Here is a 21,760-nt window from a genome sequence, read left to right on the forward strand (position 1 = left end):
CTACCAAGGGCTCCCCGCCCATCTTTCCCCGGGTCTCACCACTCCCCAGCACATCGACCAGCGCTCGTCCGAGCAGCTTCGCGGCTCAACAAACGAACCAGAATCTTGGTGAGATTACCTCATTGTAGGCACGTAGATAGAACGCATCATTCGTGACGCCTTTCTGTGACACTCGTCAAAACAAATAGGTTGATCGGCGTTGCATTGGAAAGGCGTTCAAGGGTCCTGCGCCTGAATTTTCGAGTTCAGGTGCTTATGTTGTTTTGGTGTTTGGTGGGACGATCTTGCTGAGGTGGTCGGCGAGGGAGTTCAGGATCTCGTCGGCGGTTTTGGTCCAGGTGAAGGGTTTCGGGGCTTGGTTCCACGTGTCGATCCATTCCGTAATGGCCTTTGGAGCGCTGTCACAGATGTGTGCACGCCACGGCGGATGAGTTTGTCGGTCAGCAGGCCGAACCAGCGCTCGTCCTGGTTCATCCAGGACGAGCCGGTCGGAGTGAAATGCACGTGGAACCGCGGGTGTTTACTTAGCCAGGTCTTGATATCGGAGGTGTTGTGCGTGCCGTAGTTGTCACACACCAGGTGCACGTCGAGCTCTGCGGGTACGGCCTTGTCGATCGTGACGAGGAACTTGCGGAACTCCACCGCGCGGTGACGGCGGTGCAGTTCGCTGATGACCGTGCCGTCGGCGATGTTGAACGCGGCGAACAGGCTGGTGATGCCGTGCCGCAGATAGTCGTGTGTTCGTGCCCGGCATCATCGGCAGCACCGGCAGCACCGGTTGCGAGCGATCCAGTGCCTGGATCTGGGACTTCTCGTCCACGCACAGCACCACCGCCTTTCTCCGGCGGATTGTGGTACAGGCCAACGACATCCACGACCTTGCCCACGAACTGCGGGTCGGTGGACAGCTTGAATGAGTCCTGCCGAGAAGGTTTGCGGTTTGAGATCGAACCTCTTCCAGATCCGCCCGATCGTCGATTTGGACAATCCGGTGCGCTAGTACGGCAGCAGCCATTCGTTAGCTGACCTGGGTGATCTTGATGTCGCGGGCGAGTCTGGCGCGTTTGTGGAACCAGCGTGATCGTGCTTGATGCCTGCGGCGCCAGTTCACCCAGTGGGTTGCGTGTCCAGGTGGTCGGGGTGTGGTGGTGCCGGCGATCAGATGCTTGATTTCGGGGATGGTGAGCGGGATCAGGCCGGGATCAGCGGGTGGGAGCTGGTCGGGGTGTAGGGGTTCGGGGGCTTGACTGTCGGTGCGGTCGCGGAGCAGTGCGGCGGTGACCGCGCAGACCGCAAGAGCGGCGCATACAAGCACGGCGTGTCGGGCGATCGCGGTGTAGAGCCTGACCTGAGCCTGGTCCAGGCCGAAACAGTCTTTGCCGAACTCGAATCCTTCCTCGACAGGCCAACGCAGCCCGGCGGCGCGGATCAGCCGGGTCTTGGTGAGCAGTGCGCTTTCGGGCACGTAGCAGTAGTGGAAGGCCAACTCGCCGGTGCGCAGGTGTTTGCGGATGAGGAGGTAGTGGCGGGCCGAGTTGGTGGCGATCCAGGCCCAGGCATACCACCGGTCGCCTTTGGAGCCCTTGCCGGCCGAGCGGATTTCCCACTGTCGCTCGCGTTTCAGCAATGTCTTCGTGGCCTGGTCGCAGGACAGCTCCATGCCGCTGGACAGGATGATCCGGAAGTTCTTCTGAACCCGCAGCACATAGGCTTGCTTGTCGGCCTCGAAGTGGGCCCGCAACTCGGTGCAGCTGCCGTAAACCTCGTCCCCGCAGTAGAAATCAGGCCGGAACCCGTCCGCGGCCACCGTCGTGCAGATGTCGATGGCCAACTGTCCTTTGGTGCGGAACGTCAGATCCAGGGGAAGCGCCGAGCGCAGCGACGTCACCGGGTCGCTGATGTGCTCTTCGGGAATCCACTGTTGGAACCCGATCAACGCATGCCCGACACCTTCGCGCACATAGGACAGGTGCACCGTGTTGATCCCGTTCTCCACCCGACCCGCGCAGCCCAGATGCTGCCGTTTGACACCCGCGGTGGCTTCACCTTTCTTCTGCTGCCCCGTCTCATCCAGCGCCCCGATCACCAACTTCCCGCGCCGGCGCCCGCCCTTGCGGGCCGCTTCCTCCAACCCGGACACCGCGAACCGCCGGATCTGCGCCATCGCCTCGGCCTCGTCCCACACCGCCCGGTTCAGCAGCCGCTGCGTCCGATCCGGTGTCCGGTCCCCGACATACTCAGCGATGGTCCAGCCGTTCCGTTTCGGCAGCTCGCTTGTCACCGCCCGCACGTACTTACGCGCCTGCACGAACGGCTCGATCCGCCGAAAACACGAACGCAGCCGTTCGGACAGCTCACCCAGTTTCCGCCCAGCCAACCGAGCACCTATCCTGGCAGCCGCAGCCGCCTGCGATCCTGTAGTTCTCACAAACACATGATCAACAGGCGGCTGCCCCATGTCGCCACCGGCCCCAGCTACACATCCCCACAGGTCACAACCCGAATGGCTGCTGCCGTACTAGGCCATCGACGCGCGCGACCAGTGCGTGTCGATGGCCCAGCGCGGACACCAACGTGGCCACCACAACATCCTCGACCCGATCCGGCAGGATCGAGGCGGGCGCCCCGAGCGAGGCGCGTCGAGCAGGCCTTTCAGTCGGTCCCGGACGAACCGCGCCCGCCAGCGGTTCACTGTCGCCTGGGCGACCCGCAACTCGGCGGCAACCTGTTTGTTCGTCCCCCTGGGCGCAGGCCAGCACAATCCTGGCGCGCACCGCCAGAAACTGCGCCGTCTTGGCCCGCCTCGCCCAGCGCGTCAACTGCGCACGCTCCTCGTCGCTGAGCACCAGTTCAGCTTTCTCCTGGCCTGGCCGCGAGCGCATCGGCCAAGCCCGCCAGCCGATCAGCAGCGAACGCGAACGTCACTTGCCCACCGTCATCGTGGTCAACCCCACACCGGCCGCCACCGACGTGTTCGACGCGTCATCAGCACACGCCAGAATGATCCGCGCCCGTTCGGCCACCGATGGCCGCGCTTCATCAGCAGCCCGGCGCCCCCACTCAGCACGCTCCACATCGGACAAGACGATCTCCACAGCCCGCGGACCACGATGCGACATGAAAACAGCCTATAGATCTAGACTCGAAATTTCTGACGCAGGACACTAGTGGAAAGTGGGCGTCGAATCAGTGATTTCAGTGCTAAAACTCGCAGGTACCCTGGCGCCGTCCTCGATCGCTGTCGGACCGGCTGGACCTTTGGTCTCGATGTGCTTCTTGCTGCGCTGTTCCCGCTTGCTGAGGTAGTTCGCCAGCCAGGAGAGCAGAAGACACATTGTGATGTACATGGCTGCGACCACGATCGTGATCGGCACGAGTGGACGGCCGAACTCGATGATGCCACCGAGGTACTGTGCGTAACGCAGCAGCTCGTCGTAGGTGATCAGGTATCCGAGTGCGGTGTCCTTCAAGACGACCACGAGCTGGCTGATGATCGTCGGCAGCATCGCCCGCAGCGCCTGGGGGAGCAGCACATTCGTCATCACCTGCGCCTTGCGCATGCCGACCGCGTACGCGGCCTCGGCTTGACCGCGCGGCAAGGAGAGGATGCCCGCTCGAAACACCTCTGCGAGCACGGATCCGTTGTACAGCATCAAACCAAGCACGACCGCCAGGAACGGTGATCCCACCTGCATGCCGTAGTAGAAGACGAACATCAGGATCACAGCCGGCGTGGCGCGGAAGAATTCGACAATGACCATCGACGGCACGCGGAAGATGGCGTGATCGGAAAGCCTGCCGGCAGCGAAGATCGCACCGAACGCCAGCGCCAGTATCGAAGCAAGAGCAAACGCCTTCAGCGTGTTGCCCAGCGCGGACAGCAGTGACTCCTGAACAGTCTTGTACTCAAGCCAGGTCCACTTGGAACCGTCGAACTGCCCGGTGAAAGCGAACCGGTAGACGATGAAGGCGACAAGGCCGATGACCACGAGCACGCCGGCAACAGCGTACAAACGGTGGCGCACGCGGGCTTTGGGCCCGGGAATGTCGAACAGTGCCGAGTTCATCGGGCCACACTCCAGCGCTTCTCGAGGCTGCGCTGCAGCAGCGTCAACGGGACCACTAGCAATACGAAGAAGAACGCCACCCACAGCAAGCCGATCAGCGCGTCCTCGCCACGTTCGGAGAGATAGTTGCGGATCGCGCCAGCCTCGACGACGGAGAAGCCCGCGGCGATCGTGGTGTTCTTCAACAAGGCGATCATCGTGCTCATCAATGGCGGTACAACGGAACGCGTAGCTTGTGGCAGCACGATGTTGGTCAGCGACTGTCCAAAAGTGAGCCCGAGCGCTCGCGAGGCTTCGAGCTGGCCGACTGCGACGGTGTTGATACCGGAGCGGACTACCTCGCACACGAACGCGGCCGTGTACAACGTCAGCGCTGTGATGGCCACAGCGAAGGGGGAGTACAACTCCCGGTCGACGATGTCGAGCAGCGGGAAGGCGAAGAAGAAAAAGAAGAAAACTAAGGTCAGTGGTGTGTTGCGGGCTACGGTCACATATACGGCCCCCGCCGCCCGGAAGATCGGCACCGGACTCACTCGCAGCATCGCGAGGAAGGTACCCAGGATCAGCGAGCCGACTGCGGCCAGCAGGAACAACAGAATGGTCCTGCCGAACGCGGGCAGGAAGACGTCGAGATTGTTCAGCAGGACGTTCATATGATCCTCGTCGACGACGGGTTAGCAGACCGGCCGATGACCACCATGGCGGTCATCGGCCGGTTCACATCGGAGTCAGGACTTGTCGAGCACCGGCTTGGTGGCCGGGGAACCCGACTGGCCCAGGGTGTTGTTGTAGATGTTCTGCCAGGTGCCGTCGTCGAGAGCTGTCTGCAGGATCTCGGTCACTTTGGTCTTGAGCGCCGCGTCGGTCTTTGGCAAGCCGATGCCGTACGGTTCAGAGGAGAAGGTCTTGCCGACCACCTTGAACTTGTCCTTCTCACGGGCCGCGTAACCCTTGAGGATTGCGTCATCGGTGGTGACGGCGTCGACCGCCTTCTGCTCGAGCTGCGTCACGCACTGCGAGTAGCTCTGCAGCTCCACTATGTTGTTTGGCTCGGTCAGATTGTCGGTCTTGACCTTCTGGATCGGCGTTGAGCCCGAGATCGAGCAGACCTTCTTGCCCTTCAACGTCTCCGGGCCAGTGATGTCGGTGTTGTCCTTGCGGACCAGCAAGTCCTGGCCAGCGGTGAAGTACGGGCCAGCGAAGTTGATCTGTTCTTTGCGCCTTGCGTTGATCGTGTACGTGCCTACGTAGTAGTCGACATCGCCATTGGCGATCGCAGCCTCACGGCCTGCCGACTGCACGACCTTGTACTCGATTTTGGTCTCTGGGTCGAAGCCAAGCTTCGCGGCGACCAGCTTGCCGATCTCGATGTCGAAACCGCTGAACTTGCCTGTGGTCGGGTCCTTGTAGCCGAGGCCAGGCTGGTCTTCCTTGACCCCGATGACGACCTTGCCGCGAGCCTTCATCTTGTCGAACGTCGCCGAACCTGCCACGGTCACGTCGGCGGCCGCCGACTGCTGAGGCGCTGCGGAACCGGAGTCTCCGGGAGCGCCTTCCTTGCCGCACGCGGTCAGTGCGAGACCACCGACCAGCAGCCCAACTGCCAGGGTACGAACCCTCATCGTTCTCTATCTCCTGCTCTGCTGTTCCGCGCGGCGCCGATATCCCTGCACACGCCGCCTGTCCATCCTCAATGCGTCAGGATCTTGCCAAGGAAGTCCTTCGCGCGGTTGGACTTCGGGTCAGTGAAGAACTCGTCCGGAGTGGAATCCTCAACGACCTCGCCGTCGGACATGAAAATCACCCGATCGGCTGCTTTGCGCGCGAAGCCCATCTCGTGGGTGACGACCAGCATGGTCATCCCCTCCTTGGCGAGGCTGGTCATCACGTCCAGCACCTCCTGGACCATTTCCGGGTCCAATGCGGAGGTCGGCTCGTCGAACAGCATCACCTTCGGACGCATCGCCAGCGCCCGCGCGATGGCCGCCCGCTGCTGCTGGCCACCGGAGAGCTGGGCCGGGTACTTCTCCGCCTGGTTGGCGATACCGACCCGCTCGAGCAGTGCCATCCCCGTCTTGCGGGCCTCGTCCTTGGAGACCTTGCGGACCTTGACCGGCGCGAGCGTCACGTTGTCGACGATGCTCTTGTGCGCGAACAAGTTGAACGACTGGAACACCATGCCCACGTCCGCACGCAGCCTGGCCAGTTCCTTGCCCTCGGCGGGCAGTGGCTTGCCGTCGACCTCGATCACGCCGGAGTTGATCGGCTCCAGCCGGTTGATCGCCCGGCACAGCGTCGACTTGCCAGACCCGGACGGGCCGAGCACGACGACGACCTGACCCTTGGGAATCTCGAGGTTGATGTCCTTGAGGACATGCAACGGCCCGAAGAACTTGTCCACCGCCTCCATCCGAATCATCGGAGGCGCGGCAGCGGCTTCGGTCATCGATCCTCCCAAAACTCCACAAGCGTGCGTTGGCGGAAACCTAGGGGCCTCGGCTCACACAGTCCAGCGACCTTGAGCAACACTTAGGGTCTCAACTCTGTCACATGGTCATGACACCTGCGGAGGGGACACGCGTGCGAGTGCTCCTTGTCGAGGACGACGACCGGGTCGCTCAGGCGCTGGTCCCGGCGCTGGTCAAGCGTGGCCTGGCGGTTCGGCGGCTCGCCCACGGGCGTGGCGTGCTGGATCTTGTCGCCGAAGTCGACGTGATCCTGCTGGATCTGGGCCTTCCCGATATCGACGGGATGACCCTTTGTCGTCAGATCAGGGCGGTGAGTGACGTCTCGATCATCGTCGTCTCCGCGCGTGGCGAGGTGGATGACCGCATTCTGGCTTTGCAGGCAGGCGCCGACGACTACTTGGTGAAACCGTATGACGTCGGTGAGTTGGTTGCCCGCGTGCACGCGGTTCGGCGCAGGAGCACGGATCGTGGTCAGTCGAACACGGAACCCATTGTGTTCGAGGATGTCCGCGTCGACATCGGCAGGCACGAGGTCACCGTCGCGGGCAAGCCAGTTGGATTGTCCAGGAAAGAATTCCAAGTACTGACACTCGTGATGTCGGCACGCGGCGCGGTGTGCCCGCGCGATCAGATCCTCGCGGAGGTGTGGGGCCGCGGCGGTGCGGCGGAGAACCGGTCGTTGGACGTGCACGTGGCCACGTTGCGCACGAAACTCGGGCGGCCCGCGCTGATCGAGACCGTGCGCGGCGTGGGATACCGGCTCGCTGGCCGACCGGAGTGATGCGATGCGCGTCCGGCTGCTCGGCATCGTCCTGTCACTGGTCGCTTTGCTCGTCGTCGGCCTCGGTGTGCCGCTCGCGCTAAGCGTCGCGCAACGCGAGCAGCAGTTCCTGTTCCTCGACCGGCTCACCGACACCAGCCGATACGCCTCGCTGGCGCAACGGCCGTTGCTCGACCAGGAAGCCGAAGCGCTCCGGGACGAGTTGATCAGTTTCCGTACCACGTTCGACATCGACGCCGTCGTGTTCGACCGGGACCGGCAACCTGTCGCCAGTTCCAACGCGCTGGGCCAGGGGGAGCCGTTCCAGGCCGACCAGGTCACGCAGGAGTTGAACAACGCGCTTGGCGGCAAGCACCCCGAATCGGCGTCGTTGTTGTTGCCCTGGAACACCGACCTGTTGGTGATCGCCGAACCGGTGCTGGTGGACGGTGAAGTCCAAGGCGCGGTGATCACCCGGTCGCCGACGGGCGCGGCACGCGGACGGGTGGTTTTCTGGTGGTCCGTCATCCTTATCGGTGGAATTCTGGCGCTCGGTCTGGCGGTGTTGGTCGCGTTGCCGTTGGTCGGCTGGACCTTGCGGCCGGTGCGCAGACTCGATCAGGCGACGGGTTCGTTGGTCGCCGCGGTGATGAGCGGTCGTCCGGTGCCGCCGGTCGATGACGGGCACGGTCCCGCGGAACTCAGGCATCTCAGCAAATCCTTCGACCAGATGGCCGCGAGTGTCAGCGATACCCTTGCGGCGCAACGGGCTTTTGTCGCCGATGCGTCACATCAGTTGCGGAATCCGTTGACTGCCTTGCGGTTGCGGCTGAGCAACCTGGAAGGGCATGTCGACGAGGAAGAGGCCGAGCACCATGTCGCCGCGATGGCGGAAACCGATCGGCTGAATCAGATCGTCGACGACTTGCTGGCGATGGCCCGTGCCGAAGGGATGGGCGGGGAACTCGTTGCGGTGGATGTCGTGGCGACGGTGAGTACGCGGATGACCGACTGGGAGGCGGTCGCGGATTCCCGTGACGTGTCGTTGGAGCTGTCGGCTTCGGCGGACGAGGTGTTCGCCACGGCCGCGCCGCGCAGTGTCGAGGCAATGCTGGATGCCTTGCTGGACAACGCTTTGAAGTTCACCGCCGAGGGTTCGTCGGTCACTGTCGGGATCGCCGAAGATGACACGAACGTGTACATCTCGGTGCGTGACCATGGACCCGGGCTGCAGCCGGAAGAACTCGAACGGGCGACAGACAGGTTCTGGCGCAGTCCGGCGCATCAGAACATCGGTGGGTCGGGTCTCGGGCTCGCGATCACACGCAGGCTCGTCGAGCGGGCAGGCGGGGAAATCGGGCTGGACCTTCCAGATGATGGAGACGGCGGGCTGCGGGTGACGATCCAGCTGCCGAGGGCCTAGATACGTTTTTCGTCTCGATAGAACTCGCGGGCGCCCGGGTGCAACGGGACCGGCTGCGTTTCCACCGCCGACCGGATGTCGATCGAGTTCGCCGCCCTGCTGACCGCCGCGAGCTCCTGCTGCGCCGCGAAAATGGCCTGAGTCAGTGCCTTGGCCGCGTCCGCGTTCAACCGGTCGGTCACCATCAACAGGTTCGGCACGGTCAACGTGGTCACCGGAACTGTGTTCTTCGTCCGGTAGGTCGACAACGGGATCGTCGCGGCGCCGTAGTACCGGTACACGCCACGGATCGTCTTCATCTGCTCGCTCATGTCGAGCAGGCGGATGTCCTCGTCCTTGCCCAGCGCGACGATCTCGTCGGTCGGCAGGCCGCCGGACCAGAAGAACGCGTCGATCGCACGACTGCGCAGCGCGGCTGTGGACTCGGGCAGGCCGTACTCCAGACGGGTCGCGTCGATCTTGGTGATGTCCAGTACGCGGTTGGCGATGTTGATGACGCCCGAGTTCGGCGCGCCGACTCCGATCCGCTTGCCGTTCAGGTCGGCCATGGTCCGGATCGGCGAGTCCGCGCGTACGACGATGTGTAGATAGTCGTCGTAGATCCGGGCCAGGGCGCTGAACTTGTCGTTGCGCCGGTCAACCGCTACGTCGGCCGCGCTGAACGCGATGTCGGCCTGGCCCGATTCGAGCCGTTTGACGTTGTCGATCGAGCCCTGGGTGGACAGCACAGTCGGCGTCGGCATGCCGGTCTGCTTGTTCCATTCGCTGGCCAGCGAATGGCCGAGCTTGTTGTAGACGCCGCTGGGGAACCCGGTCGCGATCGTCAGCCGGAGGTTCTCGGTCACGCTGGTACAACCGGCCAAAACCAGCAGGGCGGTAATCAGCGTGACGAGCTTTCGAGACACGGTCTCGATGGTGCCAGACGCGGGAACTACCCTGGATGGGCGCGACACTATCGTTTGAGGAGCAATTGTGACTCGGAGTTACGCCATTCGCACGTTCGGTTGCCAAATGAACGTGCACGACTCCGAACGGCTGGCCGGCATGCTCGAAGAAGCCGGGTACACGGCCGCGGGCGGTGACGAGACCCCTGACCTGATGGTCCTCAACACGTGCGCGGTCCGCGAGAACGCGGACAACAAGCTCTACGGCAACCTCGGCCACCTGCTGCCGACCAAGAAGGCCAACCCCGGCATGCAGATCGCGGTAGGCGGCTGCCTCGCGCAGAAGGACAAGGGCGAGATCGTCAAGCGCGCGCCATGGGTGGACGTGGTGTTCGGCACGCACAACATCGGCTCGCTGCCGGCGCTGCTCGAGCGTGCCCGGCACAACGACGAGGCGCAGGTCGAGATCCTCGAGGCGCTCGAGGTCTTCCCGTCGAGCCTGCCCGCGCGGCGCGACTCGGCCTACTCCGGCTGGGTGTCGATCTCGGTCGGCTGCAACAACACGTGCACGTTCTGCATCGTGCCGTCGTTGCGTGGCAAGGAAAAGGACCGCCGTCCCGGCGAGATCCTCGCCGAGGTTCAAGCTCTTGTGGACGAGGGCGTGCTTGAGGTGACGCTGCTCGGGCAGAACGTCAACTCCTACGGCGTCGAGTTCGGTGATCGGCTGGCGTTCGGCAAGCTGCTGCGCGCGGCCGGTGAGATCGACGGGCTCGAGCGCGTCCGGTTCACTTCGCCGCATCCCAAGGACTTCACCGACGACGTGATCGCGGCGATGGCCGAGACCCCGAACGTCTGCCACCAGCTGCACATGCCGCTGCAGTCCGGCTCCGACCGGGTGCTCAAGGCGATGCGCCGCTCCTACCGCACCGAGCGCTACCTCGGGATCATCGACAAGGTCCGTGCCGCCATGCCGGACGCCGCGCTGACCACCGACATCATCGTCGGCTTCCCCGGCGAGACCGAGGAGGACTTCCAGGGCACGCTCGACGTGGTCCGCCAGGCGCGGTTCATGGGCGCGTTCACGTTCCAGTACTCCAAGCGTCCCGGCACGCCCGCCGCCGAGATGGACCTGCAGGTGCCCAAGCAGGTCGTGCAGGAGCGCTACGACCGGCTGGTCGCGCTGCAGGAGGAGATCTCCTGGGAGCTGAACAAGGAACTGGTCGGCAAGACCCTCGAAGTCCTGGTGTCCGCCGGAGAGGGCCGCAAAGACGCTGACACGCTCCGGATGAGCGGCCGGGCCAGAGATGGTCGGCTGGTGCATTTCACGCCGGGAGAGACCCAGATAAGGCCCGGAGACGTGGTCGAGGCGACGGTGACCTACGGCGCGCCGCACCACCTCGTGGCCGACGGCCCACTGGTGAGTCACCGGCGGACCCGTGCGGGTGACAACTCCGAAGCCGGTCTGCGGCCGAAGACCAACGGGATCAGCCTCGGGCTGCCCGGCTTCGGCACGCCACCGGCCGCATCGACGAATTCTGGGCCAACCACCGAAGAGGGATGTGCTGTCCGATGAGCGACGTCGACCACCTGCGCGAAGAGATCGACGCGGTGGAGCGCAAGGCGATTCGAACGGTCGACCTCGGCGCGCGGGCGATCGTGATCTCGGCCGCGGTGATGGTGCTGCTGATCGGCCAGCTGCTGCCGTGGATCAATGGCGCGAACGGCTGGCAGGTGCTGCTTGGCCAGGTCGAGGGCAAGGCGGGCGTGGTGCCACGGCTGTTCGCCGCGACTTCCGTCGGGTTCGGCGTGCTTGCCTCGATGCTCGCGTTGATCACCCGCCGGTGGGCGCTGACGTGGGTGTGCGCGATCGGTGGCTGGTTCGCCTCGGTCGACGGCGTGCTGGCGATCTGGTCGCGTCAGTCGACGCCGGACGCCTCGCCCGGCATCGGGCTGGTCATCGCCGAGATCGCCATGGTCGTCATCGCGACGTACTGGTTCCGCACCGCGTGGTCGCGGCCCGACCTCCCACACACCGACACGACCGCCTGATTTTTCCTTGAAACGGCCGACTTTCGGCCGATTGATCGGCCGTTGAGCGCGCTCATAAGCTCGCGGGACAGGCTTTTCTTTCCCTGCTTCCTTCCGGAAGGAATGTCATGTCCCCACCTGGCCGTCGTTTGCTTACGCTAATGGCCGTCACCGGGTTAGGTCTCGCGTTGGCCACGGCGCCGTCCAACGCCGCCCCCGGCAGACCGTGGCCGAGCGCGGCTGAGGTCTTAGCCCCCGTCGACCCGCAGAACTGGGAGAACCCCGACGCGATGACGTGGGAGGACCTGCGAGGAGTCCCCGACATCGACTGGTCCGACCCGAACCGCAAGGGTTCGGTCCGCACGATCAAGGCGGCGCTCGTGCTCGGCGACTACCCGAACGAGCAGTTCGCCATCACCAGGGCCCGCAACACCGACATCTACAACAACCCGCGCTCGGACCTGAAGCTGGACCCGAAGCAGGTCGCGAACTTCTACCGCGATTTCCTGAACAAGCCACAGGACATCAACCACCGCCTGACCATGCACGGGTACTGGATGGAGGTGTCGAACGGGCGCATCGGCGTCACGCTCGACGCGTTCGGCGTGTACCGGATGCCGGGCAAGAAGCACGAATACGGCTTCAACGAATGGGATCAGGCATCGGGCAGTTGCCCGACCGGTGACCGCTGCAACCGCAGCCTGCGTACCGACCTCGGCGGCGCGTGGCGCACCGAGCAGGGCGCGGACGTCGAAAGCAAGTATGACGTGATCTTCTACCAGACCGCGGGCAACGACGAATCCTCGACGTGGCAGGAATTCGGCGAGATGAAGTTCGCCAACTGCGAGTCGATCCCCGCCGAGTTCGGTGGTCCGGATCCCACGAAACCGCGCTGTGCCAAGACAAGGTACGTGCCGTGGACGACATGGCAGGCCGCGGCGAACCACTGGCCGAACGCCTCCGGCAAGTCCACGACACAAGCCGAGAGCTCCGGCCTCGGCACGTTCTCGCACGAGCTGAGCCACGTCTTCGGTATCGGCGACAACTACAACAATCCTTACGGCACACCGCAACGCCGTGCGGGCGCGGGCCCGTGGAGCATGCTCGACCGCGGAACCTTCAACGGGCCAGGCGGTCCGCACACGCGGTTCCACATTCCCGCAACGCAAGGTGGCGCCGCGGGCGTGCAGCACACGTTGCGCGACAAGATGAAGCTCAACATCGTCGACGAGGCGAACCTCCTGCGGCTGTCGCGGGAAGCCCTTGCCACATCGGGTGTTGTGGTGATGAACGTGACCGCACGCGCGGTCCCGATGGGACCTGCCGGGCGACAAGGCTTGTCTGGCGCGAACATCACGATGAACCGCGACCAGTCGCCGACGTGCAACACCTCCACGGATCCCTTGTGCGACGGCGGAAACTACAACAACTACACCGTCGAGGTGGTCGACCGGATCGGCTACGACTCCTTCACGCCGGACTCCGGTGTGCTGCTGTCGAAGACCAAGAACGCGGACGCGACACCGTTCGTGTGGGTCGTCGACTCGCACCCGGAGGACATCCGGAGTGTCGACTTCGTCCGTCCCGATGGGACGAAGCAGTACTACACGATCGGCGACTACCGGCAGTTGTCGGACGCCTTGTTCCACGCGGGAACCGGCTCGGGCTCGAAGTACGAGTACGTCGACACGGCCAACCGGCTGCACTTCTACATCATCGACGTCAACCGGGACGACAAGGGCGTGCTCAGCTACAAGCTGGCCGTGCGGTCGCTTGACGGCCAGGGCCCGCACGTTCGCGGAGTTTCCCTCAGCCGGGGTAACCCGGTCGGGCGGGTGCCTGCCGAGATCGCCACGTGTCAGTTCCCGTTGCGCAACACCGGCCAGGTCCGGCCGTTCACCAACGGGCACCCGGAGAACGTCAGCGCCTACGTGGACTCTGACGTCTACCGGCTGTCGGCTTCGGTTTCCGGCACCGGGTGGAGCGTGAACCTGCCGTCGGAGATCGTCACCGCCAAGGCCGGGACCACGGTGAACGTGCCCGTCAACGCGGTTCGCGCGGCCGGTGGCATGCCGCACGCGACCGTCACGCTCACCGCGAAGTCGGAGAGCAGTGCGACCGCCACGAGCACGGCGACCTGCCAGCTCTCGGTGATCAACACCATGCCGGGCCATTAAAAGACTCGTGAGTGGTTATCGGGGTTCTAACCCTGATAACCACTCACGAGGGTTTTTCAGCGGGTCGCGACGGCCTGTTCGGCCGCGGCCAGCCACTCACGCCACTGCGCGGCCTGCGCCTCGGCCTGCTCGGCCCGGCGGTTGTCGCCAGCGGCACGGGCCTTGGCTGCCTTGGACTCGAACTCCTCGACACGCTCGCGGAACTGCGCCGCACGGGCCTGCGCCTCGGGGTCGGTACGCCGCCACTGCTGGTCAGCGGCCTGGCGGACCTTCTCCTCGATGGTGCGCAGGCGGCCTTCGAGCTCACGGACCCGCTCGCGCGGGACCTTGCCGATCGACTCCCAGCGCTCCTGGATGCGGTGCAGGTGGGAGCGGGCCGAGTCGAGATCACTCGTGTTGATCTTCTCGGCCTCGGCCAGCAGCTCTTCCTTGGCCTTGGCGTTCTCGGTGAACTCGGCGTCCCGCTCGTTGAAGGCCGACGAGCGGCGCGCGAAGAACTTGTCCTGCGCCGCACGGAAGCGCTGCCACAGCGCGTCGTCTGAGTCCTTCGGCGCCCGTCCGGCCGCCTTCCACTCGGTCATCAGCGCCTTGTAGCGGCCAGCGGTCGGGCCCCAGTCCTCCGACTCGGCCAGCTGCTCGGCCTCCTCGACCAGTTCCTGCTTGCGCGCCTTCGCCGTCGAGCGCTGCCGGTCGAGGTCGGCGAAGTGCGAGCCGCGCCTGCGGTTGAAGGTGTCGCGGGCCTTGGAGAACCGGCGCCACAGCTGCTCGTCGGTCTTCCGGTCGACGCCGCGGATCGTCTTCCACTCGTCGAGGATCGCCCGCAGCCGGTCACCGGCCACCTTCCACTGTGTCGAGTCAGCCGCGATCTTCTCGGCTTCCTCGGCCAGCTCCTGCTTGCGCGCGACCGACGCGGCCCGTGCGGCCTCGCGGGCGTGCTTCGACGCCTCGATCGCCTGCTTGGCGTGCGCGAGCACGAACTCGACGCGGGCAGCCAGCGCGGCCAGATCGCCGACCACGGCCGCGCCGACCAGGCTTTCCTTGATGTGCTTCGCGCTCGTCAGCGACTGCTTCGGGTCGCCTGCCCCGGATACGATCCGGGCTTCGAGCAGCTCAACCTCGGTACGGATGTCGTCGAACCGACGCGCGTAGTGCGCGAGCCCTTCCGTCGGTTCGCCCGCTTGCCATGAGCCGACCGAGCGCTCGCCGTCCGCGGTCTTCACGAAGACCTCGCCCGACTCGTCGACACGACCCCACTTGCCGGGGTCGGTTGACGCGACCGGAACCGGCGCGGGTGCTGTGAGCGCGCCTGCCGCGACCGGCTCGGCCGGGGCCGCGTCAGCCGGGGCCGGATCAGCGGCAGCGGTCTCGGCCGGAGCAGCCGGCTCAGCCACAGCCACCTCCGCAACCTCGACCTCAGCCACGTCCGTGCTCTGGGTTGTTTCCCTGTCCGTCATCGCCGGTTCCTCCTCGCCTGCGTGCCCGCGCCTCCCACGGGCGCCCCGTCGTTCGCCGGGGCCCAGCAACGTGGAATCCGGTCGCGAAGGCGACAGGTTCCGCGCGCATTCAAACAGGTCAACGCCCGAGTCGGAACCACCAGGCTCAGCTCTGATCATCCTAGTAACGTTCCTCAGCGTGATCGTCCGCGCCGTCGTCGTGCCTTACGCCCCACTTTTAGTGCCCGAACTGGTGGTCGGACAGGTGCCTGAGGTGTCCGAGGTGCGGCGGGCGTGCGTGGCCGCGGTCGGCGCGCTGGCGGCGAGTTCCCGCAGGTGGATCGCTGTCGCGCCGGGATTTGGCGAGGTCGCGGACGATGCGGCTGGCAGTTTTCGCGGCTTCGGCGTCGATGTCCGGGTTCGGCTGAACCAGAACACGGAGGGTGACTTCGACCCGGCGTTGCCTTTGCCGGTTTTGATCGCTGGGTGGTTGCGGGAGCAAGCAGGTGCACAGACGGTGAGCGTCCAGTTGGTCTCACCCAGTGCGACAAGTGCGCAGTGCCGGGCGTTGGGCGAACGTCTCGCGCGGGCGGCGAACAGTCCAGTTGGACTGCTTGTGCTCGGAGACGGCTCTCCTAAGCACGGTGAGCGCGCGCCGGTCCGTCCGGACCCACGGGCCTCGGATTTCGATCAGCAGGTCCACACGGCGTTTAAAAACGCTGATACGGAGGCATTGCTCGCTCTGGACGAGGGCCTGGCAGCCGAATTGGGCGCACAGGGACGGTCCGCTTGGCAGGTTCTCGCCGGTACCGGTTCCGGATGGCAGTGCGTGTCCAGCGAGCTCATGGTGCCGTTCGGTGTCGGCTACCACGTCGTTGTCTGGGATCGTGTCGAGCCGTGAGCAGACCCATCGCCATCGTCGGCCCCACCGCGACCGGCAAGTCCGACCTGGGCATCGCGCTTGCCGAAAAACTCGGCGGCGAGGTCGTCAACACGGATGCCTCGCAGCTCTACCGCGGGATGGACATCGGCACCGCGAAGGTCACCACAGCCGAACGTGCGGCTGTCCCGCATCACCTGCTCGACGTCTTGGAGCTCACCGAGACCGCGTCGGTCGCCGCGTACCAACGACATGCTCGCCGGATCGTCGAGGAGATCCAGGCCGCGGGCAAGGTCCCGATCCTGGTCGGCGGTTCCGGCCTTTACGTCCAGGCTGTACTGGATGACCTGGAGTTTCCGGGTACCGACCCGCAGATCCGGTCCAGGCTGGAACAGGAACTTGAAACCGTCGGCGCTCCGCTGATGCACGAACGACTGGCCGCGCTCGATTCGATCGCGGCTGGCGCGATCCTGCCAACCAACGGGCGCCGCGTGGTCCGTGCGCTGGAAGTCATCGAACTGACTGGCCGTCCGTTCTCCGCGACGATGCCTAAGCCTGGGCCTGCGCGTTATGGCACGGTCCTGATCGGGCTGGACCGCGAGCCGGCCGAACTGGACGCCCGGATCGACGCCAGGGTGACCAGGATGTTCGCGGCCGGATTCGTCGACGAGGTCCGTGAGCTGGAGAAACTTGGGCTTCGGGATGGCCTGACCGCGTCGCGTGCGCTCGGCTACCAGCAGGTTCTCGCGGCCTTCGACGGTGAGTACGACCTGGATGAGGCGGCGAGGTTGACCGCGCAGGGGCACCGGCGGTTCGTGCGCAGGCAGCGGTCCTGGTTCCGCCGCGACAAGCGGATCACGTGGCTGGACGCTGGTGCCGAGGACCTCCTCGACGAGGTGCTCCGGATCGTCACCCCGTAACCTGAGTGGGGTGCAAGACATCGACTTCGTCAAGGGACACGGCACCGAGAACGACTTCGTGGTGCTGCCTGACCTCGACGGCACTCTGGACCTGACCGCGTCGCGTGTTCGCGCGCTCTGCGACCGCAACCGCGGGCTTGGCGCGGATGGTGTTCTGCGCGTTGTCAAAGGCGCCGCGGTCGCGGACGCGCCGTCTGATGTGGACCCTGACGGCTGGTTCATGGACTACCGCAACGCTGACGGGTCGATCGCCGAGATGTGCGGCAACGGTCTTCGGTTGTTCGCCAACTATCTCGTGGACGCTGGGCTTGCTGAGCGAGGCGAGTTCGTGGTCGGTACCCGGTCGGGCCCTCGGCCGGTCGAGACGCACGACGACGGCTCTGTCACGCTCCACATGGGACCGGCTCGCGTTTTCGGGCGTTCGCACGCTTCCGTTTCCGGTGAAGGTTTTGCCGGTGTGGCAATCGATGTCGGCAACCCGCACTTGGCTTGCTTGATCGACAGCGATCCCGCGGACCTGGATCTGACCGTTCCACCCGGACACGATCCGGTGCTGTTCCCGCATGGCGTGAACGTGGAACTGTTCCGCCGCAAGGGACCTGACGCGATCCAGATGCGCGTGCACGAGCGTGGGGTTGGCGAGACCCGGTCATGTGGAACGGGAACGGTCGCTGCTGTGGCCGCGATGCTGCACCTCGCCGACCAGCCGACCGGTTGGTCCTATGTGGACGTTCTAGGCGGTCGGGTGCGGGTGGAGATCACCGAGGACGGCAGCACGCTGACCGGTCCCGCGGTGCTCGTCGCTCGTGGCACCCTCGACCGGCGCTGGTGGGAGTCGGCTTCCTGAGTTTCGTCAACTATCCACGTCATGGGAACGAAACGGGTGGTTCCCAGCGTTGTAACGGGTGCGATAACCAGTCGGCGGAATCGGCTGATCGTGCGACTATGGGTAGGAACGATAAAGACGACAGGTAAGGACAGGGCTTACTCAATGACGGAAGACTACGCGGAAGAACTGGTCTCGACGGGGGAATTGGAGCTCGAGGACAGGTCCGCGCTACGTCGAGTGGCCGGGCTGTCCACCGAACTTTCCGACATCACCGAGGTCGAGTACCGGCAACTCCGACTCGAACGAGTGGTTCTGGTCGGTGTGTGGACCGAAGGGACCGCCGAGCAGGCCGACGCGTCGCTCACCGAGCTGGCGCGGCTGGCCGAGACGGCCGGTTCGGAGATCCTCGAAGGGCTGATCCAGCGGCGTGACCGGCCAGACCCGGCAACGTACGTCGGTTCGGGAAAGGTCGACGAGATCTTCCAGACCGTGCTCGCGACCGGCGCGGACACGGTGATCTGCGACGGTGAGCTGTCGCCGGGCCAGCTCCGCCAGCTTGAGGCACGCCTCAAGGTGAAGGTGATCGACCGGACCGCGCTGATCCTGGACATCTTCGCGCAGCACGCGCGGTCCAAGGAGGGCAAGGCCCAGGTCGAGCTGGCACAGCTGCAGTACCTGCTGCCGCGCCTGCGCGGCTGGGGTGAGTCGCTGTCCCGGCAGGCCGGTGGCCGTGCCGGTGGCGGCAACGGCGGTGTGGGTCTGCGTGGCCCCGGTGAGACCAAGCTGGAAACCGACCGGCGGCGGATCCGCGCCAAGATCTCCAAGCTCAGGCGGGAGATCGCGGCGATGTCCGGCGTACGGGCGACCAAGCGTGGCCGCCGGGTGGCCAACGAGGTTCCGAGCGTCGCGATCGCCGGTTACACCAACGCGGGCAAGTCCAGCCTGCTCAACGCCATCACCGGCGCGGGCGTGCTGGTCGAGGACGCGTTGTTCGCCACGTTGGACGCGACAACCCGCCGCACCCAGACACCGGACGGCCGGACGTACACGCTGACCGACACGGTCGGCTTCGTACGGCACCTGCCGCACCAGCTGATCGAGGCGTTCCGGTCCACGCTTGACGAGGTGGCCGACGCCGACCTGCTGGTGCACGTGGTCGACGGCGCGGACGACAACCCGGAGTGGCAGGTCAACGCGGTGCGCGAGGTGCTCACCGAGATCGCCGAGCGCAACGACACGCCGATGCCGCCCGAGGTGCTCGTGGTGAACAAGATCGACGCGGCGGACGAGTTGCAGCTGGCGCGCTTGCGTCACCTGTTGCCTGGCGCGTTGTTCGTCTCGGCACACAAGGGACTCGGGCTTGACGAACTGCGTGAGCACTTGGCCACGGCACTGCCACGGCCGAACGTCGAGGTCGACGTGCTCGTGCCGTACGCCCGTGGCGAGCTCGTGGCCAGGGTCCACCGGGAGGGTGAAGTGCTCGCCGAGCGTCACACCCCGGAGGGCACCCAGCTGCACGCCAGGGTGAACGGCGACCTGGCCGGGGCACTTGGCCAGTTCGCAAGCAACGTGGCACCGGCCTGAGACGTCTACTGCTCGTGATCGGGGTGAAGAGAGTCTTGGCGTGGGGAGGCGCCCTGGCTCTCGCTGTGGCGCTCGCACCGGTGACCGCCGCGCACGCGGACCCGGTCGAGCGCTGCAAGCTCAACGTGAAAAGCATCGGAGAGCTGTCCGGCCTGGCGTCGGACGGCTCGAAGATGTACGCGACCAACGACGGCGGCACGAAGGTCAGCGTGAGCGTGCTGAGCAAGGACTGCAAAGTCGAACGCACGATCACCAACAAGCTCGACCCATTCGACGTCGAAGACATGGCGGTCGCCAAAGACGGCACGATCTGGCTGTCCGACACGGGTGACAACAGCAAGAAACGCGAGACCGTCGCGTTGATCGCGTTGAAGCCGAACGGCAACGCGACGCTGTACCGACTGACCTATCCGGACGGTCAGCACGACGCGGAAGCGTTGCTGCTCGACCAGAAGGGCGTTCCGTACATCGTCACCAAGGAGCCGTTCGGTCCCGCCGAGGTCTACCGGCCCGAAGGTGAACTGGCGAGCCCAGGGCCGACCAAACTGACCAAAGTGGGCTCTGTGGACTTCAAGACCACGGAGACTCCCGGTGGCCCGACCCGGATCCCGCACGCGATCGCGACGGTGCTCGTGACCGGCGGCGCGGTGAGCGCTGACGGAAAGGTTGTGGCGCTTCGGACCTACACCGATGCGTATCTGTTCAGCGCACCGGATGGGGACATCGCCGCGGCTTTGAAGCGTGAGCCCGTGCGGGTTGGACTGCCTGACGAACCACAGGGCGAGACGATCGCTTTCGAACCGGACGGCACGTTGCTGACTGGTTCGGAAGGCGTTGGCCAGCCGATTCGCACGATCGCTGGAGCGACCGGAATGGTGTCGCCGAATCCTCAGGGCGGTAACAGTCCTGGGAATTCCGGTGGTGCGGCGGGGGATGCCAATGCCGCGTCGGCCACTTCGGACTCAGGGTTCCCGTCGTGGCTGGCGATCATCATCGGTGTGATCGTCGTCCTGGGTGGACTGGCGTTCATGGCCCGCAAAGGCACCAGCCGCTAGTGGCTCATACTGGGCTTCCGGTCTGTCTATAATGGACGATCAATCGTCACATGCGTCACACCTGTTGCACAAGTTGATGCCGTGAAGGTCACCTTGACGGCGTTCACGCCCCTAATTCGGCCCTCATGAACAGTCGCGAGCGTGACCAGCGCCGGACGATACAGGAGGCGGCCTTCCCGCCAGGGAAATGCCTCATTCGAGTCAGGCCAGCGGAGACCGGCTCCGCCGAATAAACGCGGCAACCTTACGAGACAAGCCGCTAGCTCCGCGTGATCTTGGCCAGGGTCGGCGTCGTGCAGGTCGAGCCGCAGGTGACGTCGTTGTCCCGCAGACCGAGCGGCCGGAACACACCGATGTCCTTGCCAGCTGGTCAGTGCGCGACCTGCTCGGGTGCTATCGACTTGCATTGTCTGACCGCGAGCGCGCTGCCACCCAGCATTAGCCCAGCCACGACCACACCGCCGAGCAGTCTGCTCCAGGCAGTGCGACGCAACGGTTTGCCTACCGAGCAAGCTCCCGCGACGCGGGAGATCGCTCGTTGGTGACTTTTCAGAGGCGCCTGAGAACCGCGACCACCTTGCCGAGGATTGTGGCCTCGTCGCCGGGGATCGGCTCGTATGCCTCGTTCTGCGGCAGCAGCCAGACATGCCCGTCGCGCAGCTTGTACGTCTTGACCGTGGCCTCGCCGTCGATCATCGCCGCGACGATCTCGCCGTTGTCCGCGACCGACTGCTGGCGCACCACGACCCAGTCGTCGTCCGCGATCGCCGCGTTGATCATCGAGTCACCCGCGACCTTGAGCAGGAACAGCGAGCCCTCGCCGACGATCTCCTTCGGCAACGGGAAGACGTCTTCGATGGCCTGTTCGGCCAGGATCGGCCCACCGGCGGCGATCCGGCCGAGGACCGGGACGTACGCGGGCGTCGGTGCCGGGGTGTCCTCGCCGACCAGTTGCGCCGCGTCCGCGTCGGGCGGCAGGACGCCGATCGCGCGCGGGCGGTTGTGGTCCCGGCGCAGGTAGCCCTTCCGCTCCAAGGCTTTGAGCTGGTAGGCGACCGATGAGGTCGACGTGAGGCCGACCGCCTCGCCGATCTCCCTGACGCTGGGGGGATAGCCCACCCGTTCGACCCACGCTCTGATCACTTCGAGCACCGCGCGCTGACGCGGCGGCAGGGTGCCCGAGTCCAAGTCGTCAGCCTGCTCAGGGAAGGGGCGGATGTTGTCGCCCTGCTCTGGTGTCTTGCTGCGCTGC

Annotated in this window: 20 protein-coding genes and 1 pseudogene; 10 read left to right on the top strand and 11 right to left on the bottom strand. The window is 65.3% G+C overall.

What is annotated here, in order from left to right:
* Positions 1-253: 253 nt before the first annotated feature.
* From LWC34_RS42850 to LWC34_RS42885, 8 genes and pseudogenes are all read right to left on the bottom strand, one after another.
* Positions 254-990, bottom strand: a pseudogene (locus LWC34_RS42850) (IS630 family transposase); the annotation flags it as partial.
* A 28-nt stretch (positions 991-1,018) separates the two neighbouring features.
* Complete coding sequence (locus tag LWC34_RS42855) at positions 1,019-2,362, bottom strand: IS701 family transposase (protein ID WP_443667751.1); 1,344 nt, start codon at positions 2,360-2,362, stop codon at positions 1,019-1,021.
* A 130-nt stretch (positions 2,363-2,492) separates the two neighbouring features.
* Positions 2,493-2,882, bottom strand: coding sequence for a hypothetical protein (locus LWC34_RS59360; RefSeq protein WP_443667761.1), 390 nt, complete (start codon positions 2,880-2,882; stop codon positions 2,493-2,495).
* A 39-nt stretch (positions 2,883-2,921) separates the two neighbouring features.
* Positions 2,922-3,119 carry a hypothetical protein gene (locus LWC34_RS42865; RefSeq protein WP_233731044.1) on the bottom strand — a complete coding sequence of 66 codons (198 nt, stop codon included), beginning with the start codon at positions 3,117-3,119 and terminating at the stop codon, positions 2,922-2,924.
* 45 nt (positions 3,120-3,164) lie between these two features.
* Positions 3,165-4,067, bottom strand: a complete 903-nt coding sequence (locus tag LWC34_RS42870; RefSeq protein ID WP_233731045.1) for an amino acid ABC transporter permease — start codon at positions 4,065-4,067, stop codon at positions 3,165-3,167.
* Positions 4,064-4,720 (bottom strand): amino acid ABC transporter permease, encoded by a 657-nt coding sequence (locus LWC34_RS42875; protein WP_233731046.1) that lies wholly within the window; start codon positions 4,718-4,720, stop codon positions 4,064-4,066. The genes LWC34_RS42870 and LWC34_RS42875 overlap by 4 nt, the downstream gene beginning before the upstream one ends.
* Before the next feature lie 75 nt (positions 4,721-4,795).
* The gene (locus LWC34_RS42880) at positions 4,796-5,689 is read right to left on the bottom strand and encodes a glutamate ABC transporter substrate-binding protein (RefSeq protein ID WP_233731047.1); all 894 of its coding nucleotides are present in this window, start codon (positions 5,687-5,689) and stop codon (positions 4,796-4,798) included.
* A gap of 68 nt (positions 5,690-5,757) precedes the next feature.
* Positions 5,758-6,486 (bottom strand): amino acid ABC transporter ATP-binding protein, encoded by a 729-nt coding sequence (locus LWC34_RS42885; protein ID WP_233734019.1) that lies wholly within the window; start codon positions 6,484-6,486, stop codon positions 5,758-5,760.
* Between the two features lie 161 nt (positions 6,487-6,647).
* Here LWC34_RS42885 and LWC34_RS42890 point away from each other — a divergent pair, with 161 nt between their 5' ends.
* Both LWC34_RS42890 and LWC34_RS42895 read left to right on the top strand, forming a co-directional pair.
* Positions 6,648-7,316 carry a response regulator transcription factor gene (locus tag LWC34_RS42890; protein WP_233731048.1) on the top strand — a complete coding sequence of 223 codons (669 nt, stop codon included), beginning with the start codon at positions 6,648-6,650 and terminating at the stop codon, positions 7,314-7,316.
* 4 nt (positions 7,317-7,320) lie between these two features.
* Positions 7,321-8,718: a sensor histidine kinase gene (locus tag LWC34_RS42895; protein ID WP_233731049.1), complete on the top strand. Its 1,398-nt coding sequence runs from the start codon at positions 7,321-7,323 to the stop codon at positions 8,716-8,718.
* Here LWC34_RS42895 and LWC34_RS42900 read toward each other — a convergent pair.
* Positions 8,715-9,623 (bottom strand): TAXI family TRAP transporter solute-binding subunit, encoded by a 909-nt coding sequence (locus LWC34_RS42900; protein WP_233731050.1) that lies wholly within the window; start codon positions 9,621-9,623, stop codon positions 8,715-8,717. The two genes, LWC34_RS42895 and LWC34_RS42900, sit on opposite strands and share 4 nt — an antisense overlap.
* Positions 9,624-9,690: 67 nt before the next feature.
* Between LWC34_RS42900 and miaB the strand changes: the two genes are divergently transcribed.
* The 3 genes from miaB to LWC34_RS42915 all read left to right on the top strand — a co-directional run bounded on the left by miaB (position 9,691) and on the right by LWC34_RS42915 (position 13,807).
* Positions 9,691-11,175: a tRNA (N6-isopentenyl adenosine(37)-C2)-methylthiotransferase MiaB gene (gene miaB, locus LWC34_RS42905; RefSeq protein WP_233731051.1), complete on the top strand. Its 1,485-nt coding sequence runs from the start codon at positions 9,691-9,693 to the stop codon at positions 11,173-11,175.
* Entirely contained in the window at positions 11,172-11,651 is a 480-nt protein-coding gene (locus LWC34_RS42910) for an Rv2732c family membrane protein (RefSeq protein WP_233731052.1), read from the top strand. The genes miaB and LWC34_RS42910 overlap by 4 nt, the downstream gene beginning before the upstream one ends.
* A 140-nt stretch (positions 11,652-11,791) precedes the next feature.
* On the top strand, positions 11,792-13,807 hold the full coding sequence (locus LWC34_RS42915) for a M6 family metalloprotease domain-containing protein (RefSeq protein ID WP_233731053.1): 2,016 nt from the start codon (positions 11,792-11,794) through the stop codon (positions 13,805-13,807).
* A gap of 56 nt (positions 13,808-13,863) precedes the next feature.
* Here LWC34_RS42915 and LWC34_RS42920 read toward each other — a convergent pair whose 3' ends face one another.
* On the bottom strand, positions 13,864-15,261 hold the full coding sequence (locus LWC34_RS42920) for a DUF349 domain-containing protein (RefSeq protein WP_233731054.1): 1,398 nt from the start codon (positions 15,259-15,261) through the stop codon (positions 13,864-13,866).
* A 178-nt stretch (positions 15,262-15,439) separates the two neighbouring features.
* On the opposite strand from LWC34_RS42920, the gene LWC34_RS42925 reads away from it, so the two are divergent.
* The 5 genes from LWC34_RS42925 to LWC34_RS42945 all read left to right on the top strand — a co-directional run bounded on the left by LWC34_RS42925 (position 15,440) and on the right by LWC34_RS42945 (position 20,508).
* Positions 15,440-16,141, top strand: coding sequence for a class III extradiol dioxygenase subunit B-like domain-containing protein (locus tag LWC34_RS42925; protein WP_233731055.1), 702 nt, complete (start codon positions 15,440-15,442; stop codon positions 16,139-16,141).
* A complete protein-coding gene (gene miaA, locus LWC34_RS42930; protein WP_233731056.1) occupies positions 16,138-17,040 on the top strand; it encodes a tRNA (adenosine(37)-N6)-dimethylallyltransferase MiaA in 903 nt (300 codons plus the stop codon). The genes LWC34_RS42925 and miaA overlap by 4 nt, the downstream gene beginning before the upstream one ends.
* A 10-nt stretch (positions 17,041-17,050) precedes the next feature.
* Positions 17,051-17,887: a diaminopimelate epimerase gene (gene dapF, locus LWC34_RS42935; RefSeq protein ID WP_233731057.1), complete on the top strand. Its 837-nt coding sequence runs from the start codon at positions 17,051-17,053 to the stop codon at positions 17,885-17,887.
* Between the two features lie 144 nt (positions 17,888-18,031).
* On the top strand, positions 18,032-19,453 hold the full coding sequence (hflX, locus tag LWC34_RS42940; RefSeq protein ID WP_233731058.1) for a GTPase HflX: 1,422 nt from the start codon (positions 18,032-18,034) through the stop codon (positions 19,451-19,453).
* A 23-nt stretch (positions 19,454-19,476) separates the two neighbouring features.
* Entirely contained in the window at positions 19,477-20,508 is a 1,032-nt protein-coding gene (locus LWC34_RS42945; protein ID WP_233731059.1) for a hypothetical protein, read from the top strand.
* Between the two features lie 549 nt (positions 20,509-21,057).
* Here LWC34_RS42945 and lexA read toward each other — a convergent pair.
* Positions 21,058-21,726 (bottom strand): transcriptional repressor LexA, encoded by a 669-nt coding sequence (lexA, locus tag LWC34_RS42950; RefSeq protein ID WP_233734021.1) that lies wholly within the window; start codon positions 21,724-21,726, stop codon positions 21,058-21,060.
* Between the last annotated feature and the right edge of the window lie 34 nt (positions 21,727-21,760).

Origin of the sequence: Kibdelosporangium philippinense, assembly GCF_021390435.2 — a bacterium.
Classification (GTDB): domain Bacteria; phylum Actinomycetota; class Actinomycetes; order Mycobacteriales; family Pseudonocardiaceae; genus Kibdelosporangium; species Kibdelosporangium philippinense.

Excerpts from the sequence above, each read along its gene's own strand:
- LWC34_RS42865 (WP_233731044.1), bottom strand. The coding sequence starts at position 3,119 with ATGTCGCATCGTGGTCCGCGGGCTGTGGAGATCGTCTTGTCCGATGTG.
- LWC34_RS42920 (WP_233731054.1), bottom strand. The coding sequence starts at position 15,261 with ATGACGGACAGGGAAACAACCCAGAGCACGGACGTGGCTGAGGTCGAG.
- hflX (WP_233731058.1), top strand. The coding sequence starts at position 18,032 with ATGACGGAAGACTACGCGGAAGAACTGGTCTCGACGGGGGAATTGGAG.
- LWC34_RS42895 (WP_233731049.1), top strand. The coding sequence starts at position 7,321 with ATGCGCGTCCGGCTGCTCGGCATCGTCCTGTCACTGGTCGCTTTGCTC.
- LWC34_RS42915 (WP_233731053.1), top strand. The coding sequence starts at position 11,792 with ATGGCCGTCACCGGGTTAGGTCTCGCGTTGGCCACGGCGCCGTCCAAC.
- LWC34_RS59360 (WP_443667761.1), bottom strand. The coding sequence starts at position 2,882 with ATGCGCTCGCGGCCAGGCCAGGAGAAAGCTGAACTGGTGCTCAGCGAC.
- LWC34_RS42910 (WP_233731052.1), top strand. The coding sequence starts at position 11,172 with ATGAGCGACGTCGACCACCTGCGCGAAGAGATCGACGCGGTGGAGCGC.
- LWC34_RS42880 (WP_233731047.1), bottom strand. The coding sequence starts at position 5,689 with ATGAGGGTTCGTACCCTGGCAGTTGGGCTGCTGGTCGGTGGTCTCGCA.
- LWC34_RS42875 (WP_233731046.1), bottom strand. The coding sequence starts at position 4,720 with ATGAACGTCCTGCTGAACAATCTCGACGTCTTCCTGCCCGCGTTCGGC.
- LWC34_RS42885 (WP_233734019.1), bottom strand. The coding sequence starts at position 6,486 with ATGATTCGGATGGAGGCGGTGGACAAGTTCTTCGGGCCGTTGCATGTC.
- LWC34_RS42870 (WP_233731045.1), bottom strand. The coding sequence starts at position 4,067 with ATGAACTCGGCACTGTTCGACATTCCCGGGCCCAAAGCCCGCGTGCGC.